The organism is Niabella pedocola, from assembly GCF_021044425.1.
Classification (GTDB): domain Bacteria; phylum Bacteroidota; class Bacteroidia; order Chitinophagales; family Chitinophagaceae; genus Niabella; species Niabella pedocola.
Genome location: NZ_JAJNEC010000008.1, coordinates 46342 through 71152, shown reverse-complemented (window position 1 = coordinate 71152; position 24811 = coordinate 46342). Strand labels below are relative to the sequence as shown.

Annotated in this window: 19 protein-coding genes; 14 read left to right on the top strand and 5 right to left on the bottom strand. The window is 47.9% G+C overall.

Annotation, left to right across the window (positions count from 1 at the left end; all coding sequences use genetic code 11):
* Positions 1 to 173: 173 nt before the first annotated feature.
* Positions 174 to 3497: a preprotein translocase subunit SecA gene (gene secA / locus LQ567_RS24800; RefSeq protein WP_231008617.1), complete on the bottom strand. Its 3324-nt coding sequence runs from the start codon at positions 3495 to 3497 to the stop codon at positions 174 to 176.
* A 202-nt stretch (positions 3498 to 3699) separates the two neighbouring features.
* On the bottom strand, positions 3700 to 4689 hold the full coding sequence (locus LQ567_RS24795) for a sugar phosphate nucleotidyltransferase (protein ID WP_231008616.1): 990 nt from the start codon (positions 4687 to 4689) through the stop codon (positions 3700 to 3702).
* A 256-nt stretch (positions 4690 to 4945) separates the two neighbouring features.
* On the opposite strand from LQ567_RS24795, the gene LQ567_RS24790 reads away from it, so the two are divergent.
* The 11 genes from LQ567_RS24790 to LQ567_RS24740 all read left to right on the top strand — a co-directional run bounded on the left by LQ567_RS24790 (position 4946) and on the right by LQ567_RS24740 (position 17516).
* Positions 4946 to 6220 carry a Na+/H+ antiporter gene (locus tag LQ567_RS24790; protein ID WP_231008615.1) on the top strand — a complete coding sequence of 425 codons (1275 nt, stop codon included), beginning with the start codon at positions 4946 to 4948 and terminating at the stop codon, positions 6218 to 6220.
* Positions 6221 to 6552: 332 nt separating this feature from the next.
* A complete protein-coding gene (locus LQ567_RS24785) occupies positions 6553 to 7410 on the top strand; it encodes a helix-turn-helix domain-containing protein (RefSeq protein ID WP_231008614.1) in 858 nt (285 codons plus the stop codon).
* Between the two features lie 115 nt (positions 7411 to 7525).
* Positions 7526 to 7942, top strand: coding sequence for a hypothetical protein (locus LQ567_RS24780; RefSeq protein WP_231008613.1), 417 nt, complete (start codon positions 7526 to 7528; stop codon positions 7940 to 7942).
* Positions 7943 to 8268: 326 nt separating this feature from the next.
* Positions 8269 to 8817 carry a hypothetical protein gene (locus LQ567_RS24775; protein WP_231008612.1) on the top strand — a complete coding sequence of 183 codons (549 nt, stop codon included), beginning with the start codon at positions 8269 to 8271 and terminating at the stop codon, positions 8815 to 8817.
* Between the two features lie 71 nt (positions 8818 to 8888).
* Positions 8889 to 9683: a fimbrial biogenesis chaperone gene (locus LQ567_RS24770; protein ID WP_231008611.1), complete on the top strand. Its 795-nt coding sequence runs from the start codon at positions 8889 to 8891 to the stop codon at positions 9681 to 9683.
* Positions 9676 to 10704: a hypothetical protein gene (locus LQ567_RS24765; protein WP_231008610.1), complete on the top strand. Its 1029-nt coding sequence runs from the start codon at positions 9676 to 9678 to the stop codon at positions 10702 to 10704. Before LQ567_RS24770 ends, LQ567_RS24765 begins: the two co-directional genes overlap by 8 nt.
* A 9-nt stretch (positions 10705 to 10713) precedes the next feature.
* On the top strand, positions 10714 to 13530 hold the full coding sequence (locus LQ567_RS24760; RefSeq protein WP_231008609.1) for a hypothetical protein: 2817 nt from the start codon (positions 10714 to 10716) through the stop codon (positions 13528 to 13530).
* A gap of 173 nt (positions 13531 to 13703) precedes the next feature.
* A complete protein-coding gene (locus tag LQ567_RS24755) occupies positions 13704 to 14984 on the top strand; it encodes a serine hydroxymethyltransferase (protein ID WP_231008608.1) in 1281 nt (426 codons plus the stop codon).
* Positions 14985 to 15052: 68 nt separating this feature from the next.
* Entirely contained in the window at positions 15053 to 15469 is a 417-nt protein-coding gene (locus LQ567_RS24750; RefSeq protein ID WP_231008607.1) for a DUF4293 domain-containing protein, read from the top strand.
* 79 nt (positions 15470 to 15548) lie between these two features.
* Entirely contained in the window at positions 15549 to 16427 is an 879-nt protein-coding gene (locus LQ567_RS24745) for a carbon-nitrogen hydrolase (protein ID WP_231008606.1), read from the top strand.
* 33 nt (positions 16428 to 16460) lie between these two features.
* Entirely contained in the window at positions 16461 to 17516 is a 1056-nt protein-coding gene (locus tag LQ567_RS24740; protein ID WP_231008605.1) for an agmatine deiminase family protein, read from the top strand.
* Positions 17517 to 17519: 3 nt separating this feature from the next.
* Here LQ567_RS24740 and LQ567_RS24735 read toward each other — a convergent pair whose 3' ends face one another.
* Together LQ567_RS24735 and LQ567_RS24730 are read right to left on the bottom strand one after the other, a co-directional pair.
* Positions 17520 to 18755: an S-adenosylmethionine:tRNA ribosyltransferase-isomerase gene (locus LQ567_RS24735; RefSeq protein ID WP_231008604.1), complete on the bottom strand. Its 1236-nt coding sequence runs from the start codon at positions 18753 to 18755 to the stop codon at positions 17520 to 17522.
* A gap of 222 nt (positions 18756 to 18977) precedes the next feature.
* Positions 18978 to 21422, bottom strand: a complete 2445-nt coding sequence (locus LQ567_RS24730; RefSeq protein WP_231008603.1) for an outer membrane beta-barrel family protein — start codon at positions 21420 to 21422, stop codon at positions 18978 to 18980.
* 244 nt (positions 21423 to 21666) lie between these two features.
* Between LQ567_RS24730 and LQ567_RS24725 the strand changes: the two genes are divergently transcribed.
* The 3 genes from LQ567_RS24725 (at position 21667) to LQ567_RS24715 (ending at position 23045) form a co-directional block, all read left to right on the top strand.
* Positions 21667 to 21990, top strand: coding sequence for an MmcQ/YjbR family DNA-binding protein (locus LQ567_RS24725; RefSeq protein ID WP_231008602.1), 324 nt, complete (start codon positions 21667 to 21669; stop codon positions 21988 to 21990).
* A 338-nt stretch (positions 21991 to 22328) separates the two neighbouring features.
* On the top strand, positions 22329 to 22757 hold the full coding sequence (locus tag LQ567_RS24720) for a pyrimidine dimer DNA glycosylase/endonuclease V (protein ID WP_231008601.1): 429 nt from the start codon (positions 22329 to 22331) through the stop codon (positions 22755 to 22757).
* Between the two features lie 72 nt (positions 22758 to 22829).
* Entirely contained in the window at positions 22830 to 23045 is a 216-nt protein-coding gene (locus LQ567_RS24715; protein ID WP_231008600.1) for a tautomerase family protein, read from the top strand.
* Here the strand turns inward: LQ567_RS24715 and LQ567_RS24710 are convergent.
* Complete coding sequence (locus LQ567_RS24710; RefSeq protein WP_231008599.1) at positions 23031 to 24623, bottom strand: ABC-F family ATP-binding cassette domain-containing protein; 1593 nt, start codon at positions 24621 to 24623, stop codon at positions 23031 to 23033. The genes LQ567_RS24715 and LQ567_RS24710 overlap by 15 nt on opposite strands.
* Positions 24624 to 24811 lie beyond the last annotated feature (188 nt).

Below are 24811 nucleotides of genomic sequence, written 5' to 3'. Positions count from 1 at the left end.
TACAAAGGATGCGACCGGGAGATGCGGTTTTAATACAGGGGCGGTTTCAAATGCCTGTTACCGGCAACGGGTATCACACAGGGGCGGTGCTGTCTGTTCTTTCAGGCCGGATGTGTGCGATGCCGGCGTTTAGCTGGAAATAAAAAATCCCCGCCGGGGCGGGGATTGGGGGGTTATTCGTTTCTGCCGTGGCAGTTCTTATATTTTTTACCGCTGCCGCAGGGACAAAGATCGTTGCGGCCAACTTTTGGCGCCACGCGGATTGGTTCCTGTTTTACAGGGGGCTGAGAGGGATCAAAATAATCTCTTTCATTAGCACCATAGTCATCACCAACGGCGTCGATTTCATCTTTATTCACCCGCATTTTGCTCAGGTCCGTCCGTTCTTCATGTCCTTCTTTGAAATTGGGCGCTTCTTCCTGTGCCGGCAGGTTGGCCTGTGTAAGGAAGGCGATGATATCCTTGTTCAGGCTGGTGGTCATATTATTGAACAGCTGGAACGCTTCTACCTTGTAGATCACCAGCGGATCTTTTTGCTCCAGGTAAGCGGTTTGCACGCTTTGTTTGAGATCATCCATGGCACGCAGGTGCTCTTTCCATGCATCGTCGATCACTGCAAGCGTAATGGATTTTTCCATGCTGGAAACCAGCTCACGGCCTTCCGTGGTTATGGTTTTATCCAAAGGAGCCAGTACGTTGATGGCTTTGCGGCCATCCATGAAAGGCACCACTACGCTTTCGATGTGCGGTCCCTGTGTTTCGCGGATATTCTGGAACACCGGCACGGCCTGCTTTTGGATGAGTTGCTTATGCTCCGTATAACGGTTCAGCGCTTCTGCATATAACTGATCGGCCAGTTTGGAAGCATCTGTATTATGGAAGGTTTCCTCGTTAATGGAGGTGTCCATGCCGAAGTTTACGATGCTGGCCAGTTTGAAACCTTCAAAGTCTTCCTGTTCTTTAAAAGAAGTACACAGGCTTTCTGCTACAATGGAGAAGGCATTATCAATATCCAGTGAAAGGCGATCACCAAACAGCGCGTGATTCCTCTTTTCATACACGGCATTCCGCTGCTTGTTCATTACATCATCATATTCCAGTAAGCGCTTACGGATACCGAAGTTGTTTTCTTCTACTTTTTTCTGAGCGCGTTGGATGCTGTTGCTGATCATACTGTGCTGGATCACATCGCCTTCCTTATAGCCCATTTTATCCATCATGCTGGCGATACGGTCGCTACCAAACATCCGCATCAGGTCATCTTCCAGGGATACATAGAATAAGGAACTTCCGGGATCACCCTGACGACCGGCACGACCTCTTAACTGGCGGTCTACACGGCGGCTTTCGTGGCGCTCCGTACCAATAATGGCCAAACCGCCTGCATCTTTTACACCAGGCCCCAGCTTGATATCGGTACCGCGGCCCGCCATGTTGGTGGCGATGGTTACAGCTCCGGGTAAGCCCGCTTCCGCAACGATCTCTGCTTCGCGTGCGTGCTGTTTGGCGTTCAGTACATTGTGCGGTATCTTTTTCTGCTGCAGCATACGGCTGAGCAACTCACTGATCTCTACCGAGGTGGTACCCACCAATACCGGCCGGCCGGCTGTACGCAACGTTTCAATTTCATCGATCACCGCCTTGTACTTTTCGCGCTTGGTCTTGTACACCATATCCTGAAGGTCTTTCCGGATAATGGATACGTTGGTGGGGATGGTTACCACATCTAATTTATAGATGCTCCACAGCTCACCCGCTTCCGTTTCTGCCGTACCGGTCATACCAGCCAGCTTATGATACATACGGAAGAAGTTCTGCAGGGTAATGGTCGCATAGGTTTGCGTAGCCGCTTCAATTTTTACATTTTCCTTTGCTTCCAGCGCCTGATGCAGCCCGTCTGAATAACGACGGCCTTCCATGATACGTCCGGTTTGCTCATCCACGATCTTAATGGCCCCGTCTACTACCACGTATTCATCATCTTTCTCAAAAAGCGCATAGGCTTTTAATAATTGCTGTACAGAGTGAATGCGATCTGCTTTTTGTGAATACTCGTTCAGTAATACTTCTTTCTGTTTCAGCTTATCCTCAGCAGGGGCATCACTTTTTTCTACTTCTGCGAGGCTTACACCAATATCCGGTAATACAAAGAAGTCGGCGTCTTCTCCCACTTTGGTGATCATCGCCAATCCCTTTTCCGTAAGATCTACGGAGTTGGTTTTTTCATCGATACGGAAGAGCAGGTCCGCATCCACAATCTTCATATTCCGCTCTTGCTCCTGCAGATAATAATTTTCCGCTTTCTGCATCTTTACCTTAACACCCGGCTCGCTTAAGAACTTGATCAGCGGGCTATATTTCGGCAGTCCGCGGAATGCACGGTATAAATACAAACCACCGGTTTTGGGATCATCTTCACCTTTTTCAAAAAGACGCTTGGCCTCATTCAGGTTGGTACGAACAATCCGTTCCTGCTCGCGGTACAATTGTTCTACCCGCGGTTTGTGAATATGGTATTGTTGTTCATCGCCCTGGTCTACGGGTCCGCTTATGATTAACGGCGTACGCGCATCGTCGATCAATACACTGTCCACCTCATCCACCATCGCGTAGTGGTGCTTGCGTTGTACCATTTCGGAGGCATTGTGCACCATGTTGTCCCGCAGGTAGTCGAAACCAAATTCATTATTGGTACCATAGGTAATGTCGGCCAGGTAAGCGTTGCGGCGGGCTTCTGAATTGGGTTGGTGCTTATCGATGCAATCCACCCGTAGCCCCAGCCATTCAAATACAGGCCCGTTCCATTCCTGGTCACGACGTGCCAGGTAGTCGTTTACGGTAACCACGTGCACACCTTCACCGGCTAATGCGTTCAGATAAGCCGGCAGGGTAGACACGAGGGTCTTTCCCTCACCCGTGGCCATTTCAGCGATTTTACCGGAATGTAACACGGCCCCCCCGATCAGCTGCACATCGTAGTGCACCATATTCCAGGTGATTTTGGCACCGGCGGCCGTCCAGCTGTTTTTATAGATGGCATTATCGCCATCAATGGTTATATATTCTGCGGTCCGAGCCAGTTGACGGTCCAGTTCGGTGGCGCTGGAAACCAGTTCCGTATTGCCCGTAAAACGGCGGGCAGTTTCTTTTACCACCGCAAATGCTTCGGGAAGAATTTCCTCCAGCACTTTTTCAATTTCTTTATCCCGATCTTTCTTCAGATCGTCTACCTGTTTGTAAATAGCGTCTTTTTGCAGCAATTCCTCGTGGGGAAGCTGGTCGGCCTGTTCATTAAGGGCCGTTACCTGGCTGTCAATTTCGCTCAGCCGGTCCTGGATACGCTGGCGGAATTCATGGGTTTTGTTACGCAGTTCATCGTTGCTAAGTGATTGGTACTGAGCAAAATTTTTGTTGATTTGTTCAATGACAGGTGCAAGCTTTTTGACGTCTTTTTCCGATTTGCTGCCACCGAACATTTTAGATAGAAAACCAAACATATAATTATCGCGATATTTTATTAAAAACAGTGATCCTTCAAAAACAGTGCTATATCCTTTTTAAGCCATTTTGACAGCCTTTTTCAGGCGAAGGGCAAAGATACGGAAGTTTCGGGGTTCGGGGTTTACTGGTTTAATGTTTGATGATCAATGCTTAAGGTTTAAAACGTTGAAGCCGGAAGTTTAAACCTGAAACATCGCCTCACCCCAGGTCAATACTTGTATTATCCCCGATGTTCAGGCTGCGGGTTTCTCCCTTCACACTGGTGTCTGACCCGATCACAGAGTGCTCCAGTACAATATCGAACAAATTGGAGAAAGCACCTACAATCGAGTTGCGGATAATGGACTGGTCCAGAAATGTGTTTTCGCCAAGGGTTACATTAGGACCGATGATTGAATTCCGGATCACACATCCGTTACCGATGCTTACCGGAGGAACGATAACGGTATTTTCAAACAGGGAGGCATCTGCTGTAGCTTTGTATTTCCGCAAAAGTGTTGCGTTGGACCGCAGCAGGGTTTCTTTGTTGCCGGCATCAAACCAGTTATCAACCTTAAACGCTTCAAATTTTACACCGCTTTGGATCATGCAGTGCAGCGCGTCGGTAATGTTAAACTCTCCATGGGTCAGCAGCCCTTTACGGATATTGGAGGCCAGGCATTCGAACAGCAGTTCGCTTTCGCGGATCTTGTAAATGCCTACCATTGCCATATTGGATTTTGGAATATGGGGTTTTTCCACCACCGATTCAATAAAGCCGCTGGCATCGATTTCGGCCACACCAAAATCACGGGGATTGTCAACCTTCCGGATCCCCACCATGGAATGTTCGTTGCTTAAAACGGACGCCACGTCATATTCGCAAATCGTATCACCCAGTGAAATAAATACCTCGTCATGATCAACAAGGCTCCGGGTCAGGTTCACGGCATGGCCGATACCGCGGCGTTCCTGCTGGCTCACATAATACGCCTGGATATCCGGATGATGCTCTTTTACATAATCGGAAATCTTGTCACCCAGGAAACCTACAATAAAAATGAACTCCTCAATACCCGCTTCCTTCAGCTGATCAATGATAAAACTTAATACCGTTTTACCTGCCAGGGGAATCAACGCCTTGGGTTGAGTATAGCTCTGTGGTCGTAGTTTTGTTCCGGCTCCTGCTACAGGAATGATCGCCTTCATGTATTTAAATAGTCGTTATCAATTAAATTATAAATGAGCTGTACAAAAACGGGAACTCGCCCTGCTCATTTGATGGGTGAAGGTACGCATTTTCTTTTGTACAGGAGAACAGTGCCGGCTGAAGGCCCGGTAAAGGCATCTGAATGGTTTTGAACCGGTAGCCTGTTTTGTTTTTGCAAAGCCGTGCTTTAGTGCAGCAAGGAATGCTTTTATATTTTATCTTTCAGGAATACAAACAGGAAAATAATGTTGAACCATGACCAACTATACGATTATACTGATATTGCTGGGGCTGATGGTATTGCTGAATGTGGTGGCCGACCGGGTAAAGATCGCATCCCCGATCGTGCTGATCGTTGCAGGCATAGCGGTAGGATTTATTCCCGATATGCCGGTACCGGAAATAGACCCCGAGATTATTTTTCTATTATTTCTGCCACCGCTGCTCTATGATGCTGCGTTTAATATCCATTTTAAAGATTTTAGGGAAAACCTGGGAACGATCAGTGCACTGGCGATCGGACTTGTATTTCTGACTACCGCGGGCGTGGCCATATTGTCGTATTACCTGATACCGGGCATGACCTGGCCGCTGGCTTTCGTATTGGGTGCCATCCTGGCGGCAACGGATGCCGTGGCTGCCATCAGCATTACCCGCAACCTGGGCCTTCCCAAACATACGGTTACCATACTGGAAGGAGAAAGCCTGATCAACGATGCATCGGCACTGGTAGCGTACCGCTTTGCCGTAGCTGCGGTGATGGGTACCAGCTTTGTATGGTGGAAGGCTTCCCTCACGTTTGTGCTGCTGATGGCCGGTGGTTTTCTGGTGGGGACGGTATTGGGCAAACTGCTGGCGGTGATCTTGCGCTATGTAAGAAAAAACACGATGGCGGTGCTGGCTTTTACCCTCCTGGCGCCGTTCACCACCTACCTCATCGCGGAGGAACTGGAGGTTTCCGGGGTGATTGCTGTAGTGATCCTTGGTTTTGGTGTTTCCATGCTGAGCGAGCGCCAGTTTTCTCCGGCACTCCGCCATCAGTCAAAAACAATATGGGAGGTGATCGTTTACCTGTTAAACGGGCTCATTTTTATATTCATCGGTCTCGAATTTCCTGTGGTCATCCGCAATGTTGATCCGTCGCGGTTCCTGCCCTATATCGGCTATGCATTCCTGATCACGATCGTTACCATTCTTATACGGATGATGCGGGTATTTGCCCAACGCCGGCGGCTGGAGAAAGGCTTCCGGAATCCCAAAATGCAACATTCGCGGCGCGCCATTACCGAGTCTGCATTGCTGAGCTTCCAGGAAAGTGTGATCATCAGCTGGTCCGGCATGCGGGGGATCGTTTCCCTTGCCATTGCCATCGGCCTGCCCACACATCTGAAAGACGGAAGCCCGCTTCCTATGCGTAATGATATTATCTTTATTGCTACCGTGGTGGTTATTATCACCATTCTTGGCCAGGGCCTGCTGTTGCCGGGAATCGTTAAGAACGTAACCGGGAAGGCGGCGGCAGAGCAATAGTTGTTGGTAATGGTTAATTGTGAATGGTTGCCATCACTTTTTAAAATCCCCGGCCCCTGTTCCTCCTTCCGGCAGGCTGCGGTAACAGCATCCGGTGGTGGGGAAAACGACGGCATAAGAGCTGCCGGCTGCTGTTCATCATTGGCAAGAAGTTTGATTTTAATCTCAGAAGGTTTTCCCTTTTTTTGAGTCTTTAATTAAAATGCTAAATTTTTGCATGGAACAGATTACAGTTCTGTATATTGCCCTCCTGCAATAAAGAATGCAGGCCCTCTGCTTTTCCGGCAGCCCCCGGAAAGCAATACATATAAACCATTTTTAAATTCGTTGCAATGGCGGATCAGATCAGGAATGAACTTGAAAAAGACGGCTTTAGTATCAACACCCTGGAAAGAGTTTTAGAAGATTATCAGGGACGGACCTCGGTAAAAACATTTGAGTACTTTACCGTTATCAGGACCTTCAAAGAGGCAAAGGTGATCATCAATGAGACGCATTTTCGCTTCGGCCCGGATAATATTGTATTTATAGGTCCCAATAAGAAGATCATACTTCCGCAACAGGAGGGCGCAGAATCTATATATATAATGATCTTTTCATCAGCTTTTTATGAACGCTCTGCCAGCGATATCTACATTCTGAACTCGGAATTATTTTTTGGGAGTGTAAGCGAAGTGTACGTGGCGGTAACACCGGGGAACGAAGCAGAATTCCAGAAGCAGTTTATTGATAAGATGGCTTTATATGAAAGTAAAAGGAGCAAATTGTACGCCGCCGTGGCACATAACTGTATTGAAACGTTGTTGCTGGACGGGTTGTTCAGCCTGCATTTAAGGCAAAGAGCAAAAAAGCAAACGCAGGGGCATGCTGAATTACACGTCATCAGCCAGTTTAAAGCCCTGCTGCATAAACATTATAAGGAGCATAGGAGTGTGGCTTTTTATGCAAATATGCTCAATATAACGCCCCGGAAGCTTTCCGGTATCACAGAAGAAATACTGGGGAATACCGCCAAACAGCTCATTACAGACAAGGTTATAAAAGAGGTGGTGGTGCTTTTAAAGAGTTCCGGGCTTAGTATTGCGGAAATCGCTTATGAATTTGGATTTTCGGATGAAGGCAACTTCAGTAACCTGATCAAAAAACATACAGGAAACTATCCCCGGGAAATGCGGGCTCAAAAAGTGTGACCGGCTATGGGCATATTGCGTTATCTTTATATGGCCCGAAAATACAGACGCATGATGCGCCTTTTAAAATAAACAGACCCTTAACCAACATATGCACCAAAACGATCGTGTATTTATGAGGTTGCTCCTCCTTATCATTCCGGTGATACCGGTTGGACCCTTGTTCGCACAATCCTCCGGCGGCGCGTTGCTAAACATCCGCTTGCGGCCCATTCAAACATTGGTGATTCATAAAACGGCGAAACAGGAAGCGGCTTTTCCGGATGCGGATAAGAGAAGGGAACCTGCTGTTACCGGAAACGTAACAGCTTTCAGTACGGCAGGGCACCGGGTAACGGTAAAAACGGACAACCCGGTTGGCAACGCGAATGAATTTGAAGAAGGCGTATTATATAATAACTACCGTAAACCGGAAACACCGATACCGGTATTCAACAAAAAGAACCAGGCGCACAATGATTATTATTCCAGGAATTTGAATGCCCGTTCCACCAGCTGTAAGCATATTCTTTATACGGTAACTACCCGCTAAAACATATTAATTTTTTTCTTCAGTCGGCAGTTTTTTACAACTGCCGGCTTTTTTTATATGCCGCTTTCGGTGAAGCGGATGCTTTTTTCGCCGGTTGCCAGCGATCGGTCGATGAAGGGCTAGGACGTGATTTTAATCAAGTTTTATTGCGCTGTAAAAACACACAAATCATACACGCATTTTCACAATATCCGCTACCACAGCGGGTTGTAGCTTTGCATCAGCAATTAGGAACAAGTATTGAGGTGAATGTGTCGAAGATTTTTCCTGATATGGTTTCCCTCTTTGCCACCAATAATTTTAAAACAAAAACAAAAAAAAAGAAAATGACTAAAAATGTAATTCTTGCCGGACTGTCTTTATTTATCGGTGCTGCCATTCATGCACAAGCGCCTACCAACACAGACAATGTTACGCTGAATATTAAACTAAAACCCATTCAAACGCTTGTGGTAAATAACGCTGCTGATCAAAAGACGGTAGACCTGGTTTATGAAACAACCGGCGACTATCAGAATGGTAAATCTGAAACCAAACAAAATCATTTAGCGGTATACAGTACCGGTGGGTTTGTAGTAAAAGTAAAGAGTGCAGCGGCCAATTTTAACGGTCCTAAAGGTGATCTGCAAACCAATAGCGTTACCATTACACCGGCTGCAGGTTCTAATGATCCGATTGCCGGAGCCCAGTATTCAACACAAACCTTACAGGCTACAGAGCAGGAGATCGTAAAATCCACAACAGGCACCGTTAATGGAAAGATCAATGTAACCTACAAAGGCGCCGGAGCAAACGCATACCTGAACTATTATGTTGCCGGTCAAACTCCCACCGTATATACTACCCAGGTTACTTATACCATTATTTCTCAGTAAATTGCTTCACTGGAAAAAGTGTTGCAACAGGTGCGGCACTTTTATCCAGCATGGCAAACCCCCTCTATATTATGAAACCTTACTATGCCTTCTTGCTTCTTTGCTCCCTTTCTTTTTTGGGAGCGGCCGCTCAAACTGGTATTTCAGTATCTCCTCCTCGCGTATATTTTGAAACAGATGCGGGCCAAAGCAGTACCGAACGGGTAGTGGTTACAAATGTAAGTGTCAAGCACACACTGGATCTGGCAGCGAGCCTGGGCGACTGGGCTTATAATAAGTACGGTGAAAATATGATGTACCCCGCAGACAGTTTGCGCACATCCTGTGCCGGATGGGTTACCCTTAAAAAAGAGGATACTTACTTTTCGCTGAAACCCGGAGAGCGAAAGGAAATTGAGGTGAACATCACCGTTCCGCAAACAGTAAAGGATTCTGCACATACGGCTATGCTGTATGTTACCCAGATGAACCCGGTGGATGACGTAGATCAAAAGGGGGCAAATATTAAAGTGAGCATTCGTTCCGGGATCAAGTTGTTTCAAAAAACGCGGGCGGCGGTCAAAAAGAAAATTGAAATAACCAATCTCCATTTTAATAAAAACGGAAAAACATTGACGGTGAGCTTTGAAAACACCGGTGCTATATGGGCCGACGGTATTTTATATACAGACCTGGTAAATACAAAAACCGGCAAAAAAACCACGGTAGATCATATTGTTTTTTATTCTATGCCCGGCGATCAGCGTGAAATGGAAGTGGCATTACCTAAAGAACTGCCGGCAGGAACCTATACGGCCTCGGTGGTCATCGACTATGGCAATAAAGATCAGCTGGAGATAGCAGAGTTAACCTTCACGCATGAATAAACTATTTTTTACCGGTATCCTGCTGTTGCTGCTGCAGCAGTCAGCTGCACAAGTAACATTTAATTCCTGGAGCAATAACTACCTGCAGCTGAATTCGTATAACGGAAATGTAGCGGCCAATGCATTTACGTTCGACTTCAGCGGTAACGGCATGATCGATGTTCCACGCTGGCAGTTGTCTGTACGGTTAAAGAAACCGATTACCGCCAGTAACGGAGCTTATACCTTTCCGGCAGATAAGATCAGCTTTCAGCCGGTATCTACTGCAGGGCAGGCCGTTCCGGGACCTGTGCCTACGGTATCACAGATCGCGATGCCATTGAACATTACGCTGCTGGAGGGAAGCGAGCTGTTCCTGGTGCCCCGTTCCAACGCCGCTTTATACAATAATCCTCAGCAACCCAACGGTTATTATGATCTTAACCTGAACTATAATCTTACTGTTGCAGGCGGTGCCTACCTGGGGAATTTTCCATCCTGGACCAATTTCAGCATGGTGCTGGAATTCCGGTTTTATGATCAGCACAACAAATTATTGGGAATCCGTGAACATACGTATACCCTGCAGCTGGGCGAATTGTCCGGTACGCCTCCGGTAACCGCCGAGTTTTCATTACAGGTGGCTGCCGGTGCTGCTAACGGCGTGCTGGAGTTAAAGGACATGGCCGATTATGCCAACGGCGCTACTGCCGTGTATAACAACGGACTTCGCATAAAGGCAAATACCAGCTACCAGATCCTGGTAAAGGCGCTGGGCTCCGGGTTTGTTTCGGGCAGCGGCAATATGCTCCCTTTGAGTGTAGTGCATCTTGCGCTTACGCCTGTATCGGGTAACAATGGCGCCAGCTTTCCCATTGCGCTGAGCACGGCTCCACAAAAGGTAGCCGCAGGTACCGCAACAAACGGACTGCCGGTGTATTTTGACCTCCGGTACTCCACCAAACCGAACGACCCATTGCTGGTACAGGCAAAAATGGACGAATACGCCGCTACCTTACAATATGAAATCATCCCTCAATAAAAAACATTGATGCGGGCTCTCCTGGTACAAAAAATAGGGTTACTGTTCGGTATACTGTTATCGGGTTGCTATATATATGGCCAGGACACAGCCGCATTGCGGATGGAGGTACAAAAAGAACCGGGCACGCAAATCCCCAACCTGACCACAATGGTTATTGCTCTTCAGAATACAGGTGCCGTATATTTTACAGGATTGATACAGGTTGAAACTCCCGAAGGTTTCCGGAGCATTTCGGGATATATGATCGGGGTGGAGATACCGGCCGGCGAAAAACGGTTTATACCGGTGAAGATTCAGCAACAGTCGATGGCCAAAGCAGGTGCGGCAACGATCCGGTTCCAGCTGCTTACCAACCAGCGTAAGGTGCTTCTTACAAGAACGATCGGGGAGTCAGTAGCAGAAAATAACAATATGCATTTATCTGTGGAAAGCCCGTTTGTAGCAGTGAACAATCCCAATGATTCCGTTTCGGTAAAAGTACTGGTAACCAATATGGGGAACCGCAGCCAGCCCGTAACCCTTGTTTTTAAAGTGCCTGAACTCACCGGGCAGCATAACTTTTTCGAACAAACCGGTGTTATTAATATTCAGCAGGACTCCGTATTTGTATTCCGCCTGCTCCCTGCAAAAGTACTGCTAAGCCGCCCGCAATTTACCATCGAAATATCAGGGATGCGGGGGGCTGCAAAAGAGCTTTTTGGGCATGCTGCCGTAACCGTTCAGAATGTATCGGCTACCCAGCGCTATTATCATGTTCCGGGTAATATGAACGATCCTTTTTACCAGCAGAACAGTATTACGGCCAGCTACCGGACATTGGGCGATGGAACGGGTATTTATCAGCTGATGGGCGGGCTGGATGTTGACCTTCCCGCAGGATACCTTGCAATGAAAGCCAATGCCTATAAACTGAACCGCCAGGGGCTTCCGGTATTGAACAATACGTCCGTTGCATATCACCTGGATCATAACGAAATTACAATAGGAAATATCGCACAATCACTGGAGACCTCTCTGTTTGGAAGAGGTGTACAGGTGTCATTGTCTGACAAGGCAGGCCGGAATCAGTTCCAGGCGGGTTTTATTGATCAGAACTACAACCTGATTGAAGGCAACGCGTTTTTAAAGAATGGATACGGGTTTTATGCAAAAGGTGTATTGGGTGCCTCTAACCCGTCAAAAAATCTTACCGGAACCTATACGTTTAAGGAAGATCCCTTTGAGGATACAAGAAGTCATATAGCGGGCGCGGCGCTTCAGCAAGCCTTCGGCAGCAGCTGGAATGTAAATTTAAAGTTGTACGGGGCACAAAGTGAGTATCTCGCCCTGCAAAAAGAGCAAGCTTCTTTTGCTGCTGAAACCCAATACAACGGAAGGATAAAAGCGCTCTTACTGAATGGCAATTACTTTTATAGCAGCGCCTACTTCCCGGGTAACCGGAGAGGAGTGCTGCAAGTACAGCAAAGTATTCAGACGCGGCTTAAAGGGGAGCGGCTGCTGTATGCCAACTTCATGATGGCCAATTTTGCTCCCAAATCCTACAGTTATCCCATACATCTGATCACGAATAACGAACGCACGGACCTTGGGATCCAGTTCCCGGGGAATAAACGGATAAGCTGGAGCATAGGGGCACAGCAACAGTATGAAAAAGGAAACAGCTATAGCAGTCTTACGGGTTCCGGTGCCAATGGCAATCAGCAAATGCAGGCATACCGGCTTACAGAGAGCATGAACTGGTCGGGCAGCGATAGCCGGCACTCAGTGGGCATCAATGCAGAAAACGGACTGGTTCAATACCCGGCTCAGAAAAAGATGCAGCCGCAGTTTAAATGCACCGCAAACTATAGCTTTAGCGGGCTGCAGGCAATGGCTTCTTATCAATACGGTAGTTATTTCCTGGCTGAGTATGCGGCGGCAATGCAGGGGGGAGCGCAGCCGGTAAATAAACGGATGTTGTTTTCCTTGTCATATGGGCGCGCGCTGTTTCATGAAAAACTATCCCTTAACGCAGGCGGCTCTTATGCGGAGGACCTGTTGATTGGCAAAACACCCTCTTGTTTTTTGAACGGAAAATACGCTGCAGGACAGCGCACTGTTTTTTACCTGAACAGTTCCTGGTACCGTTACAATGGCCGTGTAACCTATCCGCTTATTACGGGCAGGGGCACATTAAATCTGGAAGCCGGTATTACTGTAAACCTGGCAAGAAAGGCCGTGTCGGCCGGCCGTAAGGCACAAGTACAGACGCAGGTGTATTATGATAACAATAATAATAATATTTATGATGCCGGCGATACCGTTGCCCGTGATTATATGATCGTGATGAACAATACCTCTTTCAGAACGGATACAGAAGGAAAGCTGTACTACCGCAGGGTTCCGTTCGGGGAATACAAAATACAACCGGCCACAGAGAAAGGCTGGTTTACAGCCGGCGGTGTATATCAGGTAAACGAGTTCCGGACGAAGCTGCAGATTCCTTTACATAAAAGCGGTACGGTTTCCGGACGGATAACCTATAATTATGACCCGAAAATCGTACTGGACGTTGATCCCCGTCTTGGAGGAATTTCGTTTACCGTAACCCGGAATGGTGAACTGATCCAGCAGCGGGCCACCGATGACAATGGTGAATTTATGTTTTTCTTACCAGAAGGCACCTATCGCATTTCACTCAATGAAAGCAGTTTGCCCGCCAACACCTATTGCGAAAAGAACAGCGCAGACATCCATATAACTGCGGGGAAACTGACGGTTATTCCTGAGTTCAGCATCGGTGTAAGGGTAAAAAAAGCCACGATCAAGCGCTTCCGGCAATAGCACAGGCCGTGCTATTACATACATTGCATTAACGAACGATAGTGCTGGGGTCCCCGGGTTTATTCCTGATTTTATCCGGAATGATTGTTGCGAGGGCCGGTGTTGAGGCCGTACCCCATAACTTTTCAATCTATAAACTTTTCAACATCCCCGTACCCCCTTAACTTTGCGCCATGCAACAGGATAATACAGTATTTGACCTTATCAATAAGGAATTAGACCGCCAGCGAAATGGCATTGAACTGATCGCTTCAGAAAATTTTGCTTCCCTGCCGGTAATCAAGGCTATGGGAACCGTGCTTACCAATAAGTATGCGGAAGGCTATCCCGGCAAACGTTATTATGGGGGATGCGAGATCGTAGATGAAATTGAAACCCTGGCGATCGACCGGTTGAAAAAGATCTTTAACCTGAGTTGGGCCAATGTGCAGCCGCACAGCGGCGCGCAGGCCAATGCCGCGGTATTCTTTGCCGCGCTGAATCCCGGCGATAAGATCATGGGACTGAACCTGAGCATGGGTGGCCACCTGACACATGGCAGCCCGGTAAACTTCAGCGGGAAGCACTACCAGGTAATTTCTTACGGTGTGGTAAAAGAAACCGGACTGGTGGATTATGAAGACCTGGAGGCAAAGGCCCTGGCCGAAAAACCAAAGATGATCATTTGTGGTGCTTCTGCCTACAGCCGCGATTGGGATTATGCCCGTATCCGCGCCGTTGCTGATAAGGTGGGTGCATTGGTAATGGCGGATATCGCACATCCGGCCGGACTGATTGCTGCGGGATTGCTGAATGATCCGTTTGAGCATTGTCATATTGTAACCAGCACCACGCATAAAACCCTGCGCGGACCCCGTGGCGGAATTATTATGCTGCGGAATGATTTTGAAAATCCCTGGGGACATAAGGATCCAAAAGGAAATACGCGTACCATGAGCCAGTTGCTGGACCTGGCTGTTTTCCCGGGTATGCAGGGCGGACCGCTGGAGCATATCATTGCGGCAAAAGCTGTTTCCTTTGGTGAGATCCTCTCCGATGACTGGAAGACCTATGGTCAGCAGATCATCGCCAATGCCCAGGCAATGGCCAAGGCCTTTGTAGACAAGGGGTATAAGCTGATCAGCGATGGTACCGACAACCACCTGATGCTGATTGACCTGCGCAATAAGAACCTCACCGGTAAAAAAGCACAGGAAACACTGGACAAAGCGCATATTACATTAAATAAGAATGCGGTGCCGTTTGATGATAAATCGCCGTTTGTAACCTCCGGTATCCGGGTAGGTGTACCCGCGGTAACCACAAGAGGCATGAAGGAAGCGGATGTAACACAGGTGGCAGCACTGATCGATAAAGTGCTGATGAATATTGATGACGAAAACGTGATCGCATCCGTAAAAGAAGAGGTAAAAGCATTTATGCAACAGTTTCCGTTATACCCGGAATTGAGTTAAAAGGTTTAAGGTTCAAGTCTAATGTTGCAGACCTTGAACGTTAAGCATTCAAGCTTTAAACATTTCGTATGATCCAAAGAAAACAAACATTGTGGCTGTTATTGTCCGTTATCTGCGCCGGGCTTACGTTTAAGTTTCCTTTTTATAATGGAACGGTAACCGGCACCGAAGGACTGGCGGGTGCAACTATGAATGCCGCAAGCAATATCTGGCTCACCCTTCTTACGGGCTTCATTGCAGCGTTGGGATTGATCACCATTTTCCTTTATAAGGACCGGAAGCTGCAATTGCGGCTGACCTTCCTGGGGCTGGTAGCCGCCGTAGGGTTAATTGCATTATACTTCAGCTATATGAAGGAATTTCAAACCGGCGGTATTGCTATTACCGCCCTGCTAAGCTTACTGGTGGTAGTAGGATTCTTCTTTGCCTTAAAGGGTATCCGCCGCGACCAAAAGCTGATCCGGAACCTGGACCGGTTGCGGTAGAACGTATAACTTTCAGGCGCCTGTAAGGGCGCCTTTTTTTTTAACAGCATCAACCCATCAACCCATCAAAATAAATTGTATGGCAAAAGTAAAAGTCGGTCTGGTTCAGATGAGCTGCAATGCCGACAAGCAGCAAAATCTGAACAAGGCCGTTGAAAAAATAAAAGAGGCAGCATCGAAAGGCGCACAAATCGTGTGCCTTCAGGAATTGTTCACATCGTTATATTTCTGTGATGTGGAAGATTACGGAAACTTCCGGCTGGCGGAGCCTGTACCCGGGCCCTCGACGGATATATTGAGCCGGGTGGCAAAAGAGCTGGGGGTTGTGATCATTGCCTCGTTATTCGAAAAACGGGCCGAAGGGCTGTACCATAATACCACCGCGGTACTGGATGCAGATGGCTCCTACCTGGGGAAGTACCGGAAAATGCACATACCCGATGATCCGGCTTATTATGAAAAATTTTACTTTACTCCCGGCGACCTGGGATATAAAGTGTTCAAAACTAAATTTGCCACCATTGGAGTCCTGATTTGCTGGGACCAGTGGTATCCCGAGGGCGCGCGAATCACAAGCCTGATGGGCGCCGAGATCCTTTTTTATCCTACCGCTATCGGCTGGGCCACAACGCAGGATGAGGCAACAAACAAAGAACAATACAATGCCTGGCAGACAATCCAGCGCAGCCATGCCGTGGCAAACGGTGTGCACGTAGTGAGTGTAAACCGCGTAGGCCTGGAACAAAATGGTGCTATGCAGTTCTGGGGCGGATCCTTTATCTCCAATCCCTTTGGTACCCTGGATTATCTTGCTGCGCACGATCGTGAGGAAGTGCATGTACAGGAGCTGGACCTTTCCAAAACCGATACCTACCGGACGCACTGGCCGTTCTTACGCGACCGGCGCATCGACTCCTATGCCCCAATCACAAAGCGTTATATTGATGATGAAGCTTAAGATCGAATTTTCACTACATTAAAAACAAATTCCTTGAATACAACTGCTGAAGCAACCCCCAAAGAGCTGGGTTATTACTTTCCTGCTGAATGGCATCCGCATGACGCAACCTGGCTGAGTTGGCCGCATAAAGAAGCATCGTGGCCGGATAAGATCCATACCATCTATCCCTATTATGCCCAGTTTGTAAAAGAACTGGCAAAAGGCGAACGGGTTTGTATCAATGTTGCTGATGATACAATGAAAGCCGCCGCAACAAATCATCTCGAAGCAGCAGGGACCGACATGGGAAAAGTGGCGTTTTATAATCATCCTACCAATGATGCCTGGTGCAGGGATCACGGTCCTGCTTTCCTGATCAATCCTGCAGCTGCCATAAAAAAAGTAATTGTAGACTGGGGGTATAATGCATGGGGCGGTAAATATCCTCCGTTTGACCTGGATGATGTGATCCCGACAAAGATCGGCGCACATTATAATATCCCGGTTTTTTACCCGGGCATTGTAATGGAAGGCGGTTCGGTGGAATTTAATGGCAACGGAACCATTCTTACATCTACGGCCTGTTTACTGAATGAGAACCGCAACCCGCATCTGGGTCAGGAACAGATTGAAACCTATTTGTACAATTATTACGGTGCTGAACAGGTGCTGTGGGTGGAAGAAGGCATTGTGGGAGATGATACCGACGGGCATATTGATGATACCATCCGATTTGTAAATGAAGATACCGTACTGGCTGTAGTGGAAGAAGATAAAAACGACGAAAATTATTTGCTATTGCAGCAAAATCTGACGCAGTTAAAAGCGATGCGGCTTTTAAACGGCAAGCAACTCAACATTATTGAACTTCCTATGCCGGAGGCCGTAATATGGGAGGATCAGCGTTTGCCGGCATCCTATGCTAATTTTTATATCGCCAATCAGGCCGTGATCGTTCCGACCTTCCGCAGTAACTACGACGATAAAGCACTCCGTACCATCGAATTGGCTTTTCCGGACCGAAAGGTAGTGGGCATTGATTCTACAGAGATCATTTGGGGACTGGGTAGTTTTCACTGCCTGAGTCAGCAGGAACCTACAGTTTGAGTACTAGTGGGCACGCCATAAAAGGCTTCCATCCCCATAACTCAGAAAACGAAAGTCATGCTCCAGGGCGTACGCATAAACCTTACGCCAGTCCGAACCAATAAAGGCCGCCACCAGTAATAACAGGGTGGAAGAAGGCTGATGAAAATTGGTAACCAGTGCATCCGCCATCTTAAAGCGATATCCCGGTGCAATAAGGATCTGGGTTTTGGCAACCAGGGAGGTTAATTGTTTTTCGGACAGATATGCAATCAGTGCGTCTAACACTGCATGTGCCGGGTATTGTTGCAATGCTTCCTCGTAAGCCTCCCATTGGTTGATATAAGGGATGCCATTATCAAAGCAATGCCGATCCCGCAACAGCTTTGCACCCAGCCAGTACAGGGATTCAAGGGTTCTTAGTGACGTGGTGCCCACCGCTATGAGCGGGTGCTCACGCCTGCCGGCAATATTCCGGATCAATTGGGGCGATACGGAAATAAATTCTGCGTGCATCTCATGATCGTTCATCACTTCCGCTTTTACCGGTTTAAATGTACCCGCGCCTACGTGGAGCGTCACAAAATCCGTTTGGATCTTTTTTTGATCCAGTTTTTGCAACACTTCGTGGGTGAAATGCAAACCGGCGGTAGGAGCTGCTACGGAACCGTCGTGCGCGGCATATACGGTTTGATACCGTTCTTCATCTGCTGCTTCGGCTACTCTTTTTATATAGGGCGGCAGGGGAATCTGGCCCGTAACATGCAGGACCTCTGCAAAGCTCAGCGAGGCCGGCGTCCAGCTTAACTCGATCAAAAAGCTGTCGTTCCTTTTTTCCAGAAAGCGGGCTTCAAGAAGGGTATCGCCGCCTGGTCCGGGGATGGAGCGGCTAAGCACCTGTCCGCTTTTCCATTTAGAAGCGCCACCGATGAGGCAAAGCCATTGTACTGTTCCCTGCTGCGCCATCGCTGTGGTAATATCCGCGTAACCTTCATGGGGCTCCAGGCAAAATATTTCGATCTGTCCGCCGGTAGGCTTTTTAAACAGGATCCGGGCCTCCACCACTTTTGTGTTATTGAAAACAGCCAGCGCATGTTCTGGGATATATTGATCAATATGCTGATAGGTATCGGTGGTCATCGTTCCTGCTTTATACACAAGCAGGCGCGAAGCATCCCTTTGTGCTAATGGAAAAAAAGCGATCTTTTCTTCGGGGAGTTCGTAGGTGAAATCTGCGATATTCAGGTCCTTTGGATGCAAAATAAAACGGGTTTTAAAAAAATAAAGTGCAAGTTAGTTTATTTTATCGGGCCATACGAGCAACCCCAAAGTCTGTTTGTAATTGCCGGGCCGAACCTTCCTGTGGTGGGTGGGTACAGTATCCGTTGATAGGCAGCCCTCATATTAGATACTGATGCATATGCGGTGCCCCGGGAACGGCATCGCATATGCAGATTTTTAAGCCAGCCCCGTGTGCTGCTGCTAAAACTCTTTTTCGCCCATTTCGCTTTGGGGCAGGTTGATCTTCCGGTTGCGACGGGAAAGATTGAATCCCAGCGAAAGCTGAAACTGGTCGGGTTCGTAAATATAGTTGGTGGTGGTATAAAAATTAGATCCATACGTTGTGATGCGCTGACGGTTCGATTCCTTCATGCCCGCATCGATATTCAGCCACTGCAGCTGGAAATACCAGCGTTTATCCTTTGTTGTTTTTTTTACCGTGAAATGAGGCGTTAAAAATCGGCTGTCCTCACCCTGCGCCGTTATGCGTTCCGAAAGATAGTTGACACTGAGTTGCAGCAGCCAGTTGGCCGGAAGCGTAACGCTCTGGCTGGTATTGACCGAATACACCCAGCTGCTGTTGGAAACGGGTATGGTGCCATTAAAGATTTTGCCGTCAATTTTGTATTTGTAAATGTTACCGCCCAATACGCATTGCCACCAGGGAGTGATGGCGATACTGAGATTGGTTTCCAAACCGGTTTGGAAAGCCTTGCCGGCATTGGTAAATACCCGGTTAAGGATCGAATCATTATATACTTTATTCACCCGTTGTATGGGATTCAGGATCCGCTGGTGATATAAGGTGAGGAAAAAAGAACCGCCGCCGAGCTTTTGTTCCCATCCCAATTCATAAGTACCGGTGAGCTCCGGCAATAAATGCGGATCGCCCTGTTCTAGTGTTTCGGAATGCTCCCGCTCCGGAAACGGGTTGAGCTCATAATTGTTGGTGCGTTTGATCCTGCGGTTGTAACCGGCTTTAAGTAAGGAACGGTCCGTAAGGGTATACCGGGCCTGTGCGGAGGGGAAGAAATTATTCAGCACCAGCTGTTGCGCCGTTTCGTCTTTTGAAAAGTTCAGATCCCGCTCAGCATATTCCAGTCTTGCGCCCAGGTTATAATTCAGTTTGCGGGCCTGCCCGTTCAGTTGTACATACCCGGCATGAATGCGGTTGGCCGTCTTTACACGACTGGTGAACTCGGGATCAATCGCATAATCCGGTGTGCCCAGGATTTTTGTATAATAAGTAAAGGTTCCGTCCTGCAGATCATAGCGGAACTGGTAACCTCCCTGTAATGTATACCGCTCGCCCAGTTTCCGGGTATAATCTGCTTTAATGCGAAAGGCATCCAGGGGATTGCTGTTGGGATTATGTGTAAACTGTATTGTGTCCGAAGTATTTGGATAATAAAGATTCCGGTTGTATGTATTGCCCGATAAACCGGCATGCTCATAAAGCACAGAAACGGCAATGCTGGAGGTTTTGCCGAAGCGGTGGGTATAATCCAGGTTTGCAAGGCTGAACAATCCCTCTTTTTCCTGGGTATTGGCATTGTAATAGGTAAAAGGTGCAAACACCGCACCGGTTTGTACGTTTTGCCGGTAATTATTATAAAGGAGGTCGGCTTCCCGCGACTGGAACTTTTTACCCATATAAAATCCTGCACTGATAAGATTACGGGCATCGGCCTGGTAACTGGCGGTGAACCTTCCTCCGTAATTGTAACGGTTGAAACTTCGTTCCCCGTTAGACGGGAATGCGGTTTTAACACCGTCGCGGATGGTATATACGTCGCCCTCGCGGTATCCTGCTATATCGTTGCGCAGGTAGTTCAACCCGCCGCTGATATCCCATTTGTTTTTCCGGTAGCCGGCACTGATATCCGCCCCGAACCGTTGCGGCTGATGGGCATTGTCAAAATTGGTTACGGGAGGCATGCCATACATGGCGCTGGATTGCAACATCCAGCCATCCTCCACACCTGTTTTGGTAACCACGTTAATGATGCCGGCTTTACCATCGGCATCATAGGCTGCGGAAGGACTGGTGATCACTTCAATATTTTCCACGGCAGCTGCCGGCAGCTGGCTCAATACGGTAGCCGGATCTCCCTGGGTGGGCTTGCCGTTGATCAGTACTAAAAAACTGCTGGAACCCCTGAAGCTGATTTCTCCGAGCGCATTAACCGAAACGGAAGGCAGGTTCCGGATCACATCCACGCCCGTACCGGAAGCGGCATTGCCAAATTGCCCTGCATGATATACCTGGCGGTCAACCTTAAAAGATACCGGGGGCTTCTTTCCCCGTACAACGATCGCTTCCAGGGATGTTACCATGCTTTGCAGATAAATGGTATCCATCGCCGGGGGTACTGAAGAAGGTATCGGAATTTCCCTTGTCCGGTAACCGTTGTGGGAAACCCGGAGGGAAGCCTGTTCACCGGACGAGATCCGGATCGTAAAGCGGCCATCCTTTCCAGCAGTAACAGCCGTGCCTGCCTGGCGGTTGTGGTAAGCAATAACAGAAGCCGCTTCCAGCGGCGCATGTGTGGTACTGTCTGCTACCACACCGGAAACAGTAAGCTGTTGTGCAGTTGCCTGAATATAAAAACCAAGAACCAGCAGCAGGCTGGAATATTTTTTCATTGTTACGAGGATGCGTTTAATTGAGGAACGGATCAATAAGAGGGCATAAATATAAGCACTTATTGCTGCGAAACAATAGCCATACATCTTCGAGAAAGCTTGGAAAAGTTTTGTATTTTCAAATCCCGGCATCACAGCTAATGCATCCCTCGCGGGATACTGTTGAAATAAATCCGGGTAACTGTAACAGTGTCCCGGTGTTGCGCGTTACCTAAGCAATGAAGTAAACTGTCAAACGCATACCATGATCACTGAAAAAGTATTTACAGCACTGGCGCTTTCCTTTCCGGGAACAGAAGCCCGGCCACATTTCGACCGTACCGGTTTTAAGGTAACGGGTAAGCGGATGTTCGCGACGTATCTTGATAAAGATAATACGGCCAATATTTTTTTAAGTACGAAAGAGCAGGCCCTCTTTTGCCAGATGGACGCAAAACATATTTATCCGGTTCCCAATAAATGGGGCGAAAAAGGCGCTACTACGTTTGAGCTAAACGGGGTTGCCATTGAACTGGTAACAGAAGCATTGTTATCTGCCTACAACGAAATTTTAAAAAAGAAAAAATAAGGAACAGTTATACTGTTTCCGGAAACCAAGGTTGTTTGAAGGGCCGGGTGCTGAGTAAATGCTCAATGCGTTTTATAAATGTATTAAAATCAATCAGATATAAAAAAGGCCTGCCCTAAAAAGAGCTGGCCGTTGCTAACCTATGAAAAACACTGGGCTAAAGGTACGAAAATTTTCATATATAAATAATAATTTTTATTAGGAAAGGGAATATTTTTTTTATCCGGATCGCGGGGGCATTTAAAAAAAATAGTTGCATTGAGGCGCCACCACGATCGGGGCTGCGGGTAACTTATATTTGCGGGGAATCCGGTCTGTCCGGGCCTAAATATTAAAGTATGCGGATCTGGTCATTACATCCTAAATACCTGGATGCAAAAGGAATGGTAGCATTGTGGCGGGAAACCCTTCTCGCTAAACACGTATTGGAGGGGCGTACGGTGGGCTACAAAAACCATCCGCAACTCAACCGCTTTAAAAGCCTGAAACAACCGGTAGGGGCCATTAATGCATACCTTACGATTATATATGAAGAGGCGTTAAGCAGGGGATACCGGTTCGATCAAACAAAGATCGGCCGCGCGTCTTCAAAGGTTCGCATAACAGTACAGGAAGGACAACTGCATTACGAGTTCCGGCATTTGCTGAAAAAATTAGAAATCAGGGATCCCGGAAAATTCAAACAGCTTCAGCACTGCGGGGATATCGAAGTAAACCGGCTGTTTGAAGTAGTGCCGGGGGATATCGAAGACTGGGAGATTATTTAGCACCTTGCAGCCGTGGTTCCATGAAGTTTTGTGTGCGTTTTAAGTACTGCAGCAGAAGATATCAATTTTATTATGCCATATATTAATTTACAGGTAACCCCGGCAATATCCCGGGATCAGAAGGAACAGATCATACAGCAGTTTACCAAAACGCTGGTCCTTGTTTTAGGAAAAAAGCCGGAACATATCCATATCGTGATCCAGGAAATTGAGGCCGACAACTGGGGATTTTCAGGAATGCTTACATCCGATTACCGGGAAAAGGAAGTCGCTTCAGGAGACCAATAGTATTGATCTTCCGATATGAACCTGTTCGAGGAAATCTTCATCATGTGATACCACGATCAATGTACCCTCGTACGCATTCACGGCGGCGGTCAGTATCCCGATGTTTTGTATATCCAGGTTATTCGTCGGCTCATCCAGGATAATGATATCGGGTGCCTGACTGCTGATGGTAAGGCAGCAGAGCAGGAGCCGCATCCGTTCCCCGCCGCTTAGCCGGTTACAGGATTTATTCCAGTATTCGGAGGTGAACAAAAACCTGCTGAGCCGGATCTTGATCTCGTGCTCCTGCAGAGCGCCTGTGTTAAACCGTTGGGCCTGCTCATAAACACTGCGATCGTTGTTCACAAGGGAATAATCTTGGTCGATGTAAACAGATGAGCTTTCTGTTCTTTGAACGGTGCCGGCACGGGGTGCAAGCACCCCGGTGATCAGCCGGATCAGCGTGGTTTTGCCGGATCCGTTCTGTCCTTTTAACGCAATCCGTTCTCCGCTGCTGATCTGAAGGGTTAACGGCTTCTTCCACAGCGGGCGCGCGCCATAATTGTAGTTGATCCCCGATGCGGAAAAAAGGATCTTTCCCTTGTGTAAAGCGGAGTGCTCAAAACCAAATTTCATTTTATCAATATCGGGCAAGGCTGCACGCAGCTCCTGCAGTTCCTGCGAAATGCCACCGATCTTTTCGGCGTGTACCTGTTTTGTTCTGGCAGTACTGTGCTCCGCATTGTTCCGGAGCGTATTCATCATAATGCGGGCCACCCCGGCTTTTTCCTGTTTGCCTTTCCCCCGTGCATCCAGTTTTTGCTGGCGTTCCATGGTTTCGCGTTCCTTCTCTTTTGCCTTGCGGAGCGCTTTCTCCTTGCTTTGAATATCCTGGCTCAGGGCTTGTTGTTCGGCTTGTTTCTGGGTAATATAAAAGTCGTAATTGCCGCCATACGCGGTTAAGCCACGTTTATCCAGTTCGCATACGGTTTGTAAACGGTTCAGCAGCTTCCGGTCGTGACTTACAAGGAGGATGGTTGCCGGGGCGGATTCAATAAATTGATATAACTGCTGCCTGCCGGCGATGTCGAGGTGATTACTCGGTTCATCCAGCAGCAGGATGCCGGAACGGTGAATGGTCATTCCCGCCAGGAACAGTTTGGTCTTCTGACCGCCGCTCAGTGTGCACAGCCGCCGTGAAAGATCGGGTTCTTCCAGTTGCCAGTGCTGCAGGGCTTCGCGGCTCCGTTCTTCAATTGTCCAGTCATCATCGAGCGCGGTAAAATATTCTTCCGAAGCTTTTCCATCCAGGATCTCCCGCAGGGCATTCCATTTTTTTTCGATACCCAGGGCCTGTGCAATGGTGAAATGATCATACTGTCCGAATGCCTGTGGAACATAGTAGGGCGGAACCTCGGCGTAAATTTGTCCGCCCGATGGAGGCAGCTGGCCGGCGATCACCCGTAGCAGGGTCGATTTGCCCGCGCCATTGTTGCCCGTTAATGCGATTTTATCACCCCGGTTTACGGTGAGATGGATATTACTGAACAGTGGTTCTTTGTCCGGATGGACGTAGGATAGGTTTTGAAGCGTCAACATGTTTCTTTCTTTAAGGATGGAATAAAGAGGCTGCTCCCGCGGAGGGCCCGTTCTTATGATCTTAAACGAAAGAATCGATTACATGTGCTTATTGAGAAACAATTGGTGAATGGCAAAGGTACGGATTTTATTCAATTGTTCTTTATGGTTGCTTTACGAAAAGCACCAGCGGCAAGAGAACCCGCAGG